The organism is Actinopolymorpha sp. B9G3 (assembly GCF_040120725.1).
Lineage (GTDB): Bacteria > Actinomycetota > Actinomycetes > Propionibacteriales > Actinopolymorphaceae > Thermasporomyces.
Genome location: NZ_JBEEAB010000009.1, coordinates 154,087 through 168,466, shown reverse-complemented (window position 1 = coordinate 168,466; position 14,380 = coordinate 154,087). Strand labels below are relative to the sequence as shown.

Annotated in this window: 12 protein-coding genes; 6 read left to right on the top strand and 6 right to left on the bottom strand. The window is 68.9% G+C overall.

All coding sequences use genetic code 11. The annotated features are described in order from the left end of the window. Positions 1 to 40 precede the first annotated feature (40 nt). Positions 41 to 271, top strand: coding sequence for a hypothetical protein (locus ABNF93_RS17600; protein WP_349329169.1), 231 nt, complete (start codon positions 41 to 43; stop codon positions 269 to 271). A gap of 407 nt (positions 272 to 678) precedes the next feature. On the opposite strand, the gene ABNF93_RS17595 is transcribed toward ABNF93_RS17600, so the two are convergent. The 4 genes from ABNF93_RS17595 to ABNF93_RS17580 all read right to left on the bottom strand — a co-directional run bounded on the left by ABNF93_RS17595 (position 679) and on the right by ABNF93_RS17580 (position 4,387). After that, the gene (locus ABNF93_RS17595; protein ID WP_349329168.1) at positions 679 to 2,295 is read right to left on the bottom strand and encodes an ABC transporter substrate-binding protein; all 1,617 of its coding nucleotides are present in this window, start codon (positions 2,293 to 2,295) and stop codon (positions 679 to 681) included. A 259-nt stretch (positions 2,296 to 2,554) separates the two neighbouring features. Next, positions 2,555 to 3,139 carry a hypothetical protein gene (locus ABNF93_RS17590; protein ID WP_349329167.1) on the bottom strand — a complete coding sequence of 195 codons (585 nt, stop codon included), beginning with the start codon at positions 3,137 to 3,139 and terminating at the stop codon, positions 2,555 to 2,557. Between the two features lie 55 nt (positions 3,140 to 3,194). Further along, positions 3,195 to 3,845: a GNAT family N-acetyltransferase gene (locus ABNF93_RS17585; protein ID WP_349329166.1), complete on the bottom strand. Its 651-nt coding sequence runs from the start codon at positions 3,843 to 3,845 to the stop codon at positions 3,195 to 3,197. Next, entirely contained in the window at positions 3,842 to 4,387 is a 546-nt protein-coding gene (locus ABNF93_RS17580) for a hypothetical protein (RefSeq protein WP_349329165.1), read from the bottom strand. The genes ABNF93_RS17585 and ABNF93_RS17580 overlap by 4 nt, the downstream gene beginning before the upstream one ends. Before the next feature lie 123 nt (positions 4,388 to 4,510). Between ABNF93_RS17580 and ABNF93_RS17575 the strand changes: the two genes are divergently transcribed. From ABNF93_RS17575 to ABNF93_RS17560, 4 genes are all read left to right on the top strand, one after another. Further along, complete coding sequence (locus tag ABNF93_RS17575) at positions 4,511 to 4,777, top strand: hypothetical protein (RefSeq protein WP_349329164.1); 267 nt, start codon at positions 4,511 to 4,513, stop codon at positions 4,775 to 4,777. A gap of 104 nt (positions 4,778 to 4,881) precedes the next feature. Beyond that, on the top strand, positions 4,882 to 7,341 hold the full coding sequence (locus ABNF93_RS17570; protein ID WP_349329163.1) for a DNA gyrase/topoisomerase IV subunit A: 2,460 nt from the start codon (positions 4,882 to 4,884) through the stop codon (positions 7,339 to 7,341). A 215-nt stretch (positions 7,342 to 7,556) separates the two neighbouring features. Then, positions 7,557 to 8,258: an LppX_LprAFG lipoprotein gene (locus tag ABNF93_RS17565; RefSeq protein ID WP_349329162.1), complete on the top strand. Its 702-nt coding sequence runs from the start codon at positions 7,557 to 7,559 to the stop codon at positions 8,256 to 8,258. A 45-nt stretch (positions 8,259 to 8,303) separates the two neighbouring features. Further along, positions 8,304 to 10,052 (top strand): MFS transporter, encoded by a 1,749-nt coding sequence (locus ABNF93_RS17560; protein ID WP_349329161.1) that lies wholly within the window; start codon positions 8,304 to 8,306, stop codon positions 10,050 to 10,052. Here ABNF93_RS17560 and ABNF93_RS17555 read toward each other — a convergent pair. Both ABNF93_RS17555 and ABNF93_RS17550 read right to left on the bottom strand, forming a co-directional pair. Next, positions 9,991 to 11,361 carry an APC family permease gene (locus tag ABNF93_RS17555; protein WP_349329160.1) on the bottom strand — a complete coding sequence of 457 codons (1,371 nt, stop codon included), beginning with the start codon at positions 11,359 to 11,361 and terminating at the stop codon, positions 9,991 to 9,993. The genes ABNF93_RS17560 and ABNF93_RS17555 overlap by 62 nt on opposite strands. A 112-nt stretch (positions 11,362 to 11,473) precedes the next feature. Then, complete coding sequence (locus ABNF93_RS17550; protein ID WP_349329159.1) at positions 11,474 to 13,567, bottom strand: DNA gyrase/topoisomerase IV subunit B; 2,094 nt, start codon at positions 13,565 to 13,567, stop codon at positions 11,474 to 11,476. A 368-nt stretch (positions 13,568 to 13,935) separates the two neighbouring features. Between ABNF93_RS17550 and ABNF93_RS17545 the strand changes: the two genes are divergently transcribed. Then, positions 13,936 to 14,148, top strand: coding sequence for a DUF7455 domain-containing protein (locus ABNF93_RS17545; RefSeq protein ID WP_349329158.1), 213 nt, complete (start codon positions 13,936 to 13,938; stop codon positions 14,146 to 14,148). Positions 14,149 to 14,380: the final 232 nt, after the last annotated feature.

Here is a 14,380-nt window from a genome sequence, read left to right as displayed (position 1 = left end):
CAAGTTGACAGCCGGGATCCGACCGCCCTACCTTTCCGTCATGACCGAGACACTCGTCGCCACCCTGAGGGCCCAGGATCCACTCCAGGCCCTGGCCGAGATCGCCGCCACACACGCGACGCTCGAGGCCGAGACGGCGATCCAGGTACGCCGGGCCCGCAACCAGGGCTGCTCGTGGGAGATCATCGCGGCTGCGCTCGGAGTCAGCCGCCAGGCCGCACACAAGAAGTACGCCGGACGAAAGGGCCTCCTCCGCCGGGGACGTCGCTAGCTGCGGCACACCGGCCTCCGCGGGATCCCACCGTCGAGGAGCACCGCCTCTCCGGCGTCCTGCCACCGGAGGGAGTTTCCGTCCATGTCCCCAGCCCGCGGGCCGCAGCGGCTCCGGTCGCCCCGCTCAGGTCACTCAGGCGCCACCCGCCGAGGCCGGTTCGGCTTCCTGTCCCGGCTCAGGCGAGGCCGACCCTCACGTCCACGCCCTGGCGACGGCGGTGGCCCGCCGGATGCCGGAGGCCCGCCCGAGGGCGGCGTGCGGGAACCGAGTAATCCCCGCCCCGACGCCGGGTCGGCCGCTGCGTGCGCACCGGAGCCACGCGACGAGTTCGTCGATGTCACCAGCGGCCGCCGGCCGGGTCCGGGGCAAGGCTCGAGCTGAGCAAGGGCCCTGCGTCAGCGGCGTCACACGGCGACGGGCCGGCGCGACGGGTTGGCCACGTCGTCGTCCGTGAGATGCGCCAGCCGCAACAGCGCCGAGTAGTTGCGCTGGACGTACTGCTGCACCCGTTTGGCGTAGGCCTCACCTTCGACGTCGCCCTGGAGCAGGGCGAGGAACAGGCTCCGGAGATCCTCGGCCGACTTTCCCCCCGCACCGTTGAGCCAGAACCCGCCGTAGGCGGGAGCCACGGTCCCCCGCTGCTCCACCCTGGCGAACAGGTCCTCGATCTCCTTCGGATACGGCACACCAGCGACCAGGGTCGGCCCGGAGGGCCGAAAGTCCTCGGCCTCGACCTGCGCCTGCGTATAGGCGGTGAAGCCCGGCTTGGACAACCAGAACATCAGGAAGTCCATCACCATCTCGGTGTGCGCAGGATCCTTGTCCACCGCGCAGATCGAAGCACCGCCGGTACCTTCGGTCGGTCGTACGTTCCGACGTGCCAACGGACTCACCATCGGCGGGAACTCGAAGACGTCCCACCCGAACGGCTGCACCGACGCCTGCTCGATGCCGAGTTCGGAGAGCCGCTCAGGCGTGAGTTCCTCGAGGTCGCGCTGCAGCGTGGGAAGCGACCACGAACCGTCCACCATCATCGCCGCCTGCCCTTGCAGGAAAGGCCGGTAGTGGTCGGTGCCGGTGAAGAAGTCCGCCGAGGCGAAGCGCGGAAAGACGCGTGAGAGGCCCGTGACCAGATCCACCATCGCAGGCGTGTCGAACCGCAGCGTCCTGTCCTTGAGCCCGCGGTAGAACCGCTGTGGGCTGTAGGTGTAGGTGGCGTGGATGCGCGGGTTGTCTTTGCGGTAGCGGAACTTCGCGTCGAGCTCGGGATCCCAATTCCAGTCGCCCGGTTGGGCTTGCACGGTACTGATCCATTCGTCGTGGAACTGGTCGAAGTAGGTCGAGGACACCCAGTCCGGCATGATCGAGGCGAAGTTCGTCGATATCGGGAGCTGCCCCGCCATTCGGAGTTTGGCGCAGACGCTGACGAGCTCGTCCCACGTGGTCGGCGGCTCGGCATCCACACCGGCAAGAAGGTCCTTGTTGTAGAACCAGTACAGATGGGCCGTCTCCGTGCCGATCTCGGTGCGCTCACCACGGTCGTTCAGGTCGCGGTAGGTCTCGAAGTCGTAGTCGTCGTCCCAGCGATGGCCGGTGTACGGATTGACCTGAGCGCGGTACTCGTCGAGGTTGACATAGCGACGAAAAGCCGGCGCGTACGACCCGGAGACGATGTCGGGGCGGATCGGACCGCTGCTCAGCTGCGAGTCGAGCCACGCGGTGTAGGCAGCGGAATCGGTGTAGTCACGGGTATCCCACACGATCTCGACACCGGGTTGCTGACGTCGATAGGCGCGTGTCAGCGCCTGTCTCGCTTGTGCGGAAGGGTTCTGCTTGGTGGCGACGACGATCCGGCCCTTGAACCGCTTCGTCGAGGCGGCCGACTTGGGCACGATGGGCTTCTGCTCCGAACCGGTGCCGTCGGCATCGGTACACGAGGCGGCCAACGAGCCGAGCGAGGACGCTCCTATCCCCAGCGCCAGCGAGCGCGCGAGGAAAGTCCGCCTGCTCGAGCCAGACATCGACACAAGCCTCCCTGGGAGTTCGCGACCACAGTACCCGGGCCGGCGAGGAGCCAGCGGCGGGAAACGCAAGACAGCTCATCACGCAACCCCGCTGTCACGAAAGCGCCCGAGAGGCGCGCCGCCGCCCGGATTGCCGGGTTCGGAGCTCCATGATGTCGGACCTATCATGGCGCCCCTCCGCCGGCCGCGTCGGCAGCGGGTCACGCCTGCCGGACCCGTCAGCGCCTGCCGGACTCGTCAGCGCCAGCCGGACTCGTCAGCGCCCGCGGTAGGCCTCGCCGCGCGGTGAAAGGCGGTAACCGACGGGCAGGCTGAGTGTCAGCCCGAGACTCTTCAGCTTGCGTACGTCTGTCTTGAACGGAAGGGTCTCCCGACCCAGCTCGACCGCGAGGTCTGGCGCCCGCACGCCGGGCCGTTCGGCGATCAGCCGCAGGGTCGCGGCTGTCCAGGGTCCGTGCGACGACAACCGGTCCAGCCTCGCCAGTCGCTGGTCGAGGTCGCGGCGTTCCTGCGCCGTCAAGGTGGACTTGCCGGCCAGGACGTCTCGCGGATCGGGCCCGGCGAGCGCCCTCACCGCAAGCCGGTAGATCGGGAGGTCGGCACTGCCCCGCAGGTCGGCGACCAGCGCGGCGGCGTCGGAATAGCCCGCCTGGCGGGCATCGCCGTCGGTGATCGCGGACCCCGCCACCTCGTCGACGGCGTCCACCGCAAGCCGTCCGGCCGCCGTACGGTAATGGTGCCCGGCCACTGCCTGGCACCTCCGCCAGCGGCGGAACAGCAGCGTCACCTCACCGCGTTCGATCGGCTCCCGGAGCCGGGCCTGGACCAGCACGGCACTCACCGTAATCCCCGGTCACCAGTCCCGGTCACCAATCCCCCGGTCACCAATCCCCCGGTCACCGCGCAGGAGTCAGCAGTGCCTCCGAGCCGACCGGTCGGTAGCCCGCGGCCAGTAGGGCACGGACGGACGCGGCGTTGCCGGGCGTCACCTGCGCCCACACGGCTACGGCGTCGCTTCCGACCAGGTGCCGTGCCGACATGGCCAGGGCGCGGCCGAGTCCACGGCCCCGGTGTGCCGGATCGACCTCGAACGCCGCCTCCCAGCGACCGGCCAGGCCACGCCCCAGGATGAGGACACCGCCCTCGACGCTCCACACGCGTACGTCGTCGCGGTACCGGTGGGCCCTTCGTACGCGCGGATGGTCGGCGTCATCGAGCCTCTCCAACGGCAGCGGCGGTTCACCGCCGAGCGGGGTCGCCAGGGTCACCATGTCGATCGCGTTGATCCTGCGGTCGAGCCGTGCGCACAGAGCGGAGAGGAACGGCGGGTTGAGCGGCGCCGACAGGTCACCGGCAGGGACCAATGAGTCCACCCAGTCGGGGTCGACGTCGGCGGCCACGACGATGTGCGCGGTGAACCCCACGACCGCGCTGGTATGTGACGACGGCGGAGGAACGACGTGGAGGGACCCATCTGCGGGCGGCAGCCTTCCCGCCTCCACGTCGGCGAAGACCCGCGCCAGCGTGCGGACCCTGTGTCCGCTCATCGCCCAGCCTCTGTGCGCGCGTCGTCCGCAGTTCCCGTGACGCTGATGACCAGCATCTGGTCCGCGCCCCGTTGGAACTGGTAGGGCACCCGTCGCAGTTCGGTCCGGTGACCACCAGCGTGCAACTGCTCGCGGAGGACCGGGAGGAACGCCGCCGGTTCACGATGTGCGCGATCGCCGTACCAACCCCACTCGAAGCGGTCGGCATGCGCCTCGATGATCCGGTCGCCGTCGAGTCGTCCTGCCGTCGCGTCGGCCACCAACACGTGGCGGTCCTGGGCGTAGGCGGGATCGGCGGCGACCACGAAGGTCCCGGTCTCCGCGACGAAGCTCGATCCACCCGCGCAACAGTCGAGGATCGTCGCGTGTGCGAGCTCTTCCGAGGCCAGGTCGAACATCGCGGCGTACTCCGCCGCCGATCGAGACGTCACCAGCATCGCGTCCGCCTTCCACCAGCCGCCGGCTCTCCTCGGGGCGCCTCGGAAGGGCCCGGCAGGCACGGCGAGTTCGTCCGGCTCATCCTTGCCTACGGCAACTTTCACCGACGTCGGCCTCGGCCCGGCGGCCCTGGCGCTCCTGCCGGTGCCCTGGTGATCGGGTCGCGCCGGCTCAGGCGTACCGCCAGATCGTCACCTTTCTCACGTCCGTCCTCGCTCCCGCCCTCGATGACCCGACTGTGCTCGTCTACTGCGCGCTCCTTCGCGTTGCTCGCGGGGGTCGCGTGGTGGTCGTCCCGGCTCACTCGGCGTACCCTCCCCGAGGAGACTCCGGCGCTGGCGGCCAGGCTCGCTCCCCTGCTGCCGTACGCCACGCTGGTCGTCGCCGCCTTCGTCCCACTCGCGGCCGGCGTCTACCTGCTGGTCAGCACCGCGTGGAGCACGCTGGAGCGGACGGCCTTCGCTGCTCGCCCTGTCCGGCCGGCATCCAGCTGAGGCACCACCGCGCGTCGCTCAGCCGGGCTGTGGGCGGAGGATGCCACTATTCGTAGGAGCCCTACTGGTTCTTCTCACCCGGACCCGAGGAGTGCACAACCGCTATGGCCCGCCGCAAGAGTTCGATGGTGCAGCCGGACGACTTCGAGGAGCAGATCGCCGACATCGACGTCGGCGACGAGATGCGCAAGAGCTTCCTCGAGTACGCCTACTCGGTGATCTACCTCCGGGCGTTGCCCGACGCCCGCGACGGACTCAAGCCCGTACAGCGCCGGATTCTCTACACCATGTCCGACATGGGGCTGCGTCCTGACCGCGCGCACGTGAAGAGCGCCCGCGTCGTCGGCGAGGTCATGGGAAAACTGCACCCGCATGGTGACCTGGCCATCTACGACGCACTCGTCCGGATGGCCCAGAGCTGGGCGTTCCGGGTCCCGCTGGTCGATGGGCACGGCAATTTTGGATCTTTGGACGACGGTCCGGCAGCGATGCGCTACACGGAGTGTCGGATGGCGGGGCCGGCTCTTGCCATGACGGAGTCCCTCGACGAGGACGTCGTCGACTGGGTGCCCAACTACGACAGCCGCGAGACCCAACCCGGCGTGTTGCCGGCTGCGCTGCCCAACCTGCTCGTCAACGGCGCCACCGGGATCGCCGTCGGTATGGCCACCAACATGGCGCCGCACAACCTCATCGAGGTCGTCCAGGCGCTTCGGCACCTCATCAAGAGGCCGAACGCCAGCCTCGACGATCTGATGCGGTTCATCCCCGGACCCGACCTGCCGACCGGCGGCAAGATCATCGGCCTGGCCGGGATCCGGGACGCGTACGAAACCGGACGCGGTGCGTTCAAGATGCGCGCCACCGCCCGGGTCGAGAGCGTCACTCCACGGCGTAAGGGAATCGTCGTCACCGAACTCCCCTACAACGTCGGCGTCGAACGCATCATGGAACGCATCAAGGCCCTCGTGCAGAGCAAGAAGCTCCAGGGCATCGCCGACCTCAAGGACCTCACCGACCGCCAGCACGGCCTGCAACTCGTCATCGAGATCAAGAACGGCTTCCATCCCGAGGCGATCCTCGAGCAGCTCTACAAGCTCACGCCGATGGAGGATTCGTTCAACATCAACAACGTCGCGCTGGTCGAGGGGCAGCCACGCACGCTGGGGTTGAAGGAGCTGCTGGAGGTCTACCTCCACCACCGCTACGACGTGACCCGCCGACGCACGCAGTTCCGGCTCACGAAGGCCTCGGACCGCCTGCACCTCGTCGAGGGTCTGTTGATCGCGATCATCGACATCGACGAGGTCATCCAGATCGTTCGGGGCAGTGACGACGCGGCGGCCGCGAAGGAACGCCTGATCGCGGTGTTCGACCTGTCCGACGCGCAGGCGCAGTACATCCTCGACATGCAGTTGCGGCGGCTCACGAAGTTCTCCCGGATCGAGTTGGAGAAGGAGAAGTCGGAGCTGGAGAAGGAGATCGGCGAGCTCACCGCGATCCTCGAAGACGAACGCCTGCTCAAGCGGCTCGTGTCCGGCGAGCTGGCCGACGTGGCGAAGGCGTATGGAACGGAGCGGCGTACCGTCCTGCTCGAGTCTTCCGGCCAGACGGTCACCAGCACGGTCCCACTCGAGGTGGCCGACGACCCGTGCTGGGCACTGCTCTCGTCCACCGGGCTGCTGGCCCGGGCGGCGGGTCCCGACCCGCTGCCGACCGACGGCCCACGGGCAAAGCACGACGTGGTGATCTCGGCCGTACGCGCCACCGCGCGCGGCCAGGTCGGGCTCGTCACCAGTCGCGGCCGGCTGATCCGGCTCGGCGTCCTCGACATGCCGGCGCTCCCGCCGACGGCCAACTCGCCCAACCTCCAGGGTGGTGCGCCGCTCAGTGAGTTCGTCTCCCTGGAGTCCGGCGAACGGCCACTGTGCCTGACGACGTTCGATCCCGACTCTGCCGGCCTCGCCCTGGGAACGAAGGACGGTGTGGTCAAACGCGTCCAGCCCGACCACCTCACCAACCGGGACAGTTGGGAGATCATCGCGCTCAAGGACGGCGACGAGATCGTCGGGGCGACTGAGCTCGGTACCGGCGACGAGGACCTGGTCTTCGTCACCAGCGATACGCAGCTGCTGCGGTTCTCTGCATCCGTCGTACGCCCGCAGGGACGGACGGCCGGCGGGATGGCAGGGATCCGGCTCGGAGCGAAGGCGCGGGTGGTCTTCTTCGGCGCCCTACCGTCAGGCAAGGCCGCGGTCCGGGATGCGGTGGTGGTCACCGTCGCCGGCTCGCTGTCGGCCCTGCCCGGCACGGATGCGGGCACGGTGAAGGTCACGCCGTACTCCGAGTATCCCGCGAAGGGCCGAGCCACCGGTGGCGTCCGCTGCCACCGACTACTCAAGGGCGAAGACGCGCTGTTGCTCGCGTGGACAGGCGTCGGTCCGGCCCGGGCGGCGGCGGCGAGTGGTGCGGTCATCGACCTGCCGGAGGCGACAGGCAAGCGGGACGGTTCGGGGGTCGCGGCCAGCCAGCCGATCGCCGCCGTCGCCGGCCCTCTCAGCTAGACGTGTCGGGGCGGCGTACCGCCCCAATGTCCTGCGGGAACGGTCACTGCCCATGCCCTGCGGGTGAAGCGCTCTGCTCTTGTCCTACGCCGCAATTGACCACGCTGAGCAGGTGTCTGCAACCAAAACAGGTACCGGCGCCTGGTCCGGATGCCACATACATAGGCAGCGTGGTCATTTGCCGAGCCGACCCGCGGGCATGGCAGGCTATGCGGGTGCGTCGACGTGTCGGCATCCTCCTCGCCCTCGTTGCGTGGACGGCGTCCACCGTCCTAGTCGGCTGCGCCGAGGATCCCCCGGCGAACCCGCGGTCCACTCTCGTCGAGGCGAAGCGCGAACTCGACGCGACCAGGACGGTGCATTTCCGGGTGACAAGTGCCGGCCTCCCCGAGGCTGGCGCCGTGCTCGTCGGCGGCGACGGCATCGCCAAGCGACCGGCCGCGTTCTCCGGTCGCTTCCGAGTGGCCACGGGCGGTGTCGCGCTCACCCTCAAGGTCGTCTCGCTCGACGGCACGCTGTACACCCAGATCCCGTTCACCGAACGCTTCGCCGCCACCGACCCGGACCGCCTCGGCATCGCCGACCCTGCGCTGATGCTCGATCCGGGACAGGGTTTGTCGTCGTTCCTGACCGATGCGCAACGAGTCAGGCATGTCGGACGAGCCCGTTCCGGGCGCGAGGTCGTCACCCAGGTCAGCGCCCGCCTCCCCGCGAAGGTCGTCGGCCGGTTGCTGGTCGTGGCCGATCCGCGGGCGACGTTCGAGACGAACTTCTTCGTCGCCGAGGACACCGGGCAGCTGCGCAAGGCGACGTTCCGCGGGCCGTTCTACGACAAGAAGAGCACGACCACCTACACCGTCGTACTCGACCGCTACGGCGAGCCGGCGACCATCACCAAGCCCCACAAGGGCGCCTGACGAGTGCCTGGCACACCTGACACCCACGGGAGGGTTCCGGGCCGCATGGGGTCCCGCTCGCACCTGGCCCTCGGCTGCGTCGCGGTCCTCCTTGCCGCCGCCGACACCTACGTCGTCGTCCTCGCGTTGCCGGACATCATGGTTGGGGTCGGCCTCGACGTCGACGAGCTGCAACGGGCCACACCGGTCATCTCCGGCTTCCTCCTCGGTTATGTGGCGATGCTGCCGCTGATCGGCCGACTCTCCGACCTGTTCGGCCGTACGCCTGTGCTGGTCGCGGCGGTGCTGCTCTTCGCCCTGGGGTCACTGCTCACCGCGGCGTCGTACGACCTCGGCATCGTCGTCACCGGGCGGTTCCTGCAAGGGGTGGGCGGCGGCGGGCTCGTGCCTGCGACACTCGCCCTGGTCGCCGACCTCTGGCCTCCCGAACGCCGCGGCCTCCCTCTCGGTGTCGTCGGGGCGGTGCAGGAGCTCGGAAGCGTCATCGGCCCGCTCTACGGCGCCGTGATCCTGCTCGTCGCCGACTGGCGGATGATCTTCTGGATCAACCTCGGCTGCGGGCTGTTCCTGGCGCTGGGATTCCGGCGCACGACCACCACGGCGCCGGCGCGCCCGCCTCGTGACCTGCCGGGCATCCTGCTCGGGCTGCTCGCACTGAGCGCGCTCACGCTCACCCTCACCGCACCAGGGCGCCTGGTCACGGACGTGACGCTCGGGCTGGCGTTCCTCCCGCTCGCCGGCGAGTCAAGGCTCGCCACGCCCATCGGGATCGCGACCCTCGTGCTGTCCGGCCTCTTCCTCGCCCGTCAGGCCACGGCCGACCGTCCGCTGCTGAGCCTTCGGCGGCTTCCCGCGGTCGTCGCGGCCGCCGACTTCCCGGGGGCGCTCCTGCTGGGCCTTGCGCTGGGTGGGGTGGTCCTCGCGTTCGCGGTCGCGGATCCGGCGACGGAGGTCCTCTCCCCGGCCGGACCGTGGTTGCTCGGAGCGGCGGCGCTGTGTGCGCTGGCGTTCACCTGGCGTCAGCGTCGCGCCACGAACCCGATCGTGCCTCGCGACACTCTCGCCGCACCTGCCGCGTGGGGTGCACTGGTCGTCAGCTTCTTCACTGGCGCGGCGCTCATCGCCGCACTCGTCGACGTGCCGATCTTCGCCCGGGCCACCCACTATCCGGACTCGCAGTTCGGTGCCGCGCTCGTGCTGCTGCGCTTCCTCGTCGCCCTGCCGGTCGGGGCCCTCGTCGGTGGCTGGCTCACGAGCCGGCTCCCGTCGGCCCTGCTCACCGCCGCCGGCATGGCGATGAGCGCAGGCGCGTTCGTCGCGATGGCCATGTGGCGGCAGGACGCTCTCGACAGTGCATGGAGCGACGTCGCCCTTGTCGTGGGCGGGCTCGGTTTCGGACTCGCGATCGCGCCCGTCAACGCCGCCTTGCTCGCCGCGACCCGAGCCGAGACCCACGGGGTCGCGAGCGCCCTGCTGGTCGTCGCGCGGATGGTCGGCATGCTGGTGGGGCTGTCCGCGCTCACGGCCGTGGGCTTGCGGCGGTTCTTCGCCGAGCAGACGCGGATCCCTTCGCCAGAAGCGCTGTGCCCGGACACTCCCGCTCAGTGTCCCGCGTACGCCGACGCGCTCCGCGAAGCGGCACTCGTCCAGCTCCACACGATCTTCGCCGGAGCCGCCTCCTGTGCGGCGATCGCGGGCGTGGTCGCGATCCTCACCCTGCGGCGCACCGGCCTCAGGCGCGGGGCTCCTCACCACTCGCCCGCGAAGCCATGGCCCGCTGCACCAGCCAGTTGACCACCCACAACACGAGTCCGATGACGAGCAGGACGCCGGCGATCAGGTACTGCTGAGGGTCGCGACCGGACCATGGCGTGGCCAGATAGAAGCAACTGATGATGCCCAGAACCGGAAAGACGGTCGGGGCGCGGTAGTGCTCGTGCTCGACCCGGTCCTTGCGCAGGACGAGCACGGCGGCGTTGACGAGGGTGAAGACGCACAGCAACAGCAGCGCCGTCGTACCGCCGAGGTCGCTGACGCCACCCCAGCTGGCCAGGCCGATGGCGAGCACCGACGTGAAGAAGATCGCGACCCACGGAGTACGCCGGAACGGGTGCACAGTGCCCAAGACCGACGGCACGATCTGCTCCCGGGACATCCCGTAGACCAGTCGCGACGCCATCATCATGTTGATCAGTGCGGAGTTGGTCACGGCGAAGAGTGCGATCAGCGAGAACAGCCACAGCGGGAACCAGGTTGCACCCGCCCGGACGACTTCGAGCAGTGGGCCGGTCGACTCGCCCAGCACGCCGAGCGGGACCAGCGCGGTGGCGAAGAACGCGACCAGCATGTAGACGATCCCCGTGAGGGTGATGCCCAGGAACAGCGCGCGAGGGAAGGTCCGCTGTGGGTCGGTGGTCTCCTCGGCCATGTTGACCGAGTCCTCGAAACCCACCAAGGCGAAGAATGCCAGCGCGGCACCACTGACCACGAGCCCGAACGCCGTGCCCTCGGAGTTGAACTCCAGCGCGTTACCGGCATCACCGACGCCGCGAGTCAGCGCGAGCGTACCGATCACGATGATGAGGATGAGCCCGGACAGCTCGACGCAGGTGAGGAAGACGTTGAACTTCACCGACTCCGAGACACCGCGGAAGTTGATCAGCGCAAGGACGATGAGGAACCCGATCGCCACGGGAAGCGTCGGCACCGACCAGAACTCCTGCAGGTAGTCGCCACCGAACGCCCGTGACGCCGCACCCGCCGAGGTGAGCCCCGAGCACATGACGGCAAATGCCACCATGAAGGTGAGGAAGTGGATCCCGAACGCACGTTGGGTGTAGAGCGCGGCGCCGGCGGCCTTGGGGTATTTGCCGACCAGCTCGACATAGGACGTCGCGGTGAACATCGCGACGATGAACGACAGCCCGAACGACATCCACGCGGCGCCGCCGACCTCGCCGGCGACAGTGCCCGTCAGCGCGTAGATGCCGGTGCCGAGGATGTCGCCGATGACGAAGAAGAGCAGCAGTTTGGGACCGATGACCCGGCGAAGCTCAGGCTGCGCGTTTGGTTCGGTCGCCGCCGTCCCGGTGGACTCAGACACCCGCCATTTCCCCCTTAGCGCCGGTGAATCGTGATCGAGATCATCCGCTCAAGCACCGTACCGGCTCAGGTGTGGTCGCTCAACGACGCGGAGGGATTGCGTCGGGGAAGGATCAGGTGTCGATCCGCGCCTCGTCGAGGTCGCGCGCACTGGCAACGAGGAACTCCCGGCGGGGCGCCACGTCGTTACCCATGAGGAGTTCGAAGACCCGCTCGGCCTCCTCCGCCCCCGCGGCCGTGAGTCGCCTGAGTGTGCGCCGGCGCGGATCCATCGTGGTCTCGGCCAGCTGGCCGGCATCCATCTCACCGAGGCCCTTGTAACGCTGCGGCGGCTCCTTGTGCCTGACACCACGCTTGTCGAGCTGGACCCGGGTGCGGTGGTACTCCGCGTCGGAGTAGGTGTAGAGGTACTTGTCCTGGCCCTTCTTGGGATTGACCAGCTCGATCCGGTGCAGTGGCGGTACGGCGGTGAAGACGCGCCCGGCCTCGACGAGCGGCCGCATGTAGCGCCAGAACAATGTCGCCAGCAGGCAGCGGATGTGGGCGCCGTCGGAGTCCGCGTCGGCCATGAAGACGATCTTGCCGTAGCGCGCGCTGTCGATGTCGAACGTACGACCCGAACCTGCTCCGACCACCTGGATGATCGCCGCGCACTCGACGTTCTTCAGCATGTCGGAGACCGAAGCCTTCTGGACATTGAGGATCTTGCCGCGGATCGGCAGCAACGCCTGGAACTCGGAGTTGCGGGCGAGCTTGGCTGTGCCGAGCGCAGAGTCTCCCTCGACGATGAACAGCTCGCTGCGGTCGACGTCGGAGGACCGACAGTCGGCGAGCTTCGCCGGCAGGGCCGAGGACTCCAGGGCGTTCTTGCGCCGTTGTGCGTCACGGTGCTGGCGCGCCGCGACGCGCGCACGGGCCGCCGCGACGACCTTCTCCAGTGCGGCGCGGGCCTGTGCCTTCTGGCCCCGCTTGCTGGAGGTCAGGAACGCGTCGAGTTCCTTCTTGACGACATTGGACACGATCCGCGTGGCCGCCGGGGTGCCGAGGATCTCCTTGGTCTGGCCCTCGAACTGCGGCTCGGCCAGACGTACGGCCACGACGGCCGTGAGGCCTTCGAGTATGTCGTCCTTGGTGACGTCGGGTTCGTTGGTACGCAGGAGCCGCGAACCGCGCAACACGTCGTTGACGGTGCGGGTCAGCGCCCGCTCGAAGCCCTGCAGGTGCGTACCGCCCTTGGTGGTGGCGATGACGTTGACAAACGAACGGATCTCGGTCTCGTAGCCGGTCCCCCAGCGGACGGCCACGTCGACCCCGAGGTCGCGCTCCACCTCCTGAGGGCTGAGGTGGCCCTTGTCGTCGAGCACCTGCACCGTCTCGGTGAAGTGGCCTTCGCCCTGTAGCCGGATGACACCGGTGACGGCCTCGTCAGGGGCGAGGAACTCCGTGTACTCGGCGATGCCGCCGTCATGGCGGAAGCTCTCTTCCCGCGGACCGCCGTCGTCAGCGCCGACCCGCTCGTCGCGGACGACCACCTCGAGCCCGGGAACCAGGAACGAGGTCTGACGCGCGCGGGTCACCAACTCGTCGAAGGCGAACACCGCATCCTTGGTGAAGATCTGCCGGTCCGGCCAGAACCGCACCCGGGTTCCGGTCGTGCCCTTCTTGACCCTGCCGACCTTGGAGAGTCCCGATCCCTTGCTGAACGACGTCTTGGGTCCCTCGGCGGAGAAGGACCCCGGCACGCCGCGGCGGAAGCTCATCGCCCAGGTCGCGGGCGCCCGGTCGACCTCGACGTCGAGGCGTTCGGACAGGGCGTTGATCACCGAGGCGCCGACACCGTGCAGGCCGCCGGAGGCGGTGTAGGAGATGCCGCCGAACTTGCCGCCGGCGTGCAACCGGGTGAAGACCACCTCGACGCCGGAGAGCTTCGTCCGCGGCTCGATGTCGACGGGGATGCCGCGCCCGTTGTCACGAACCTCTGCCGAGCCGTCGGGGTGCAGGATGACCTCGATCCGACTGCACGCGCCCGCGAGCGCCTCATCCACCGCGTTGTCGATCGGCTCCCACAGGCACTGCATGAGCCCCCGGGTGTCGGTGGAACCGATGTACATGCCTGGCCGTTTGCGTACGGCCTCCAGGCCCTCGAGCACCGTGAGGTGGCGCGCGGTGTAGCCAGAGTGATCGAGGTCCGCCGGCCGAGTGGACAAGGACCGCTCCTCTCCGTGGTCTCATCACTACGTTTCGTAGATATTTGTCGTCTGGGAGACCGTTCCTGGGCTGTTGAGCGCTCTCAGGCTACCGACCTGCGGGGACAGGCCAGGACTCCCACGCCGAGCCGGAAGGAGGGAGTGACGTTGGCCACATCGGCAAGCGCCATACGACCATATCCGGCCGCCAAGGGTCCCTTTTTGCGCGGAGCGCGGAACGTATTCGGGCCCTTCGGAGTGGCGCGGTCCGCCTGGCGGGGTCAAGCTTGCCCTAACGGCACCACAGGTTCCGGCAGCTGGGCGGGAAGAGCTGGCACCTGGTTGGATGTTGACGGAGTTGGAGTCCTCGACAACGGAGAGAAGATCACGTGACTGCTGCAGTTGCCACGCCACTTTCGGCCGCGGACCGCTGCGACCGCTGCGGCGCCCAGGCGTACGTCCGGGTGTCCCTGGGGTCTGGCGGCGAGCTGTTGTTCTGCGCACATCACGGTCGCGAGCACTCTGCGAAGCTGCGCGAGGTCGCGACCGACATCCAGGACGAGACCAACCGACTCGGTGTGGAAACGGACACCCCCAACTGACCTACGGCGGCGCCCCCGCGGTGCCGCCCCCGACGCCACGCACGTCCGTGCCGGCCATCCACGTGGTGGCCGGCACGTTCACGTCCAGGACCCCACGCAGGCGCCCCAGGCGCGGTCACCCGGCCCCGGCCAGGCGTGCGGACCTGGGCGCTACTCCACCGAGCCGGCGGACCCTGAGCCGGCGGACCCTGAGCCGCAACCGCCGGAACCGACCGTACTGAGCGTCCTCGGG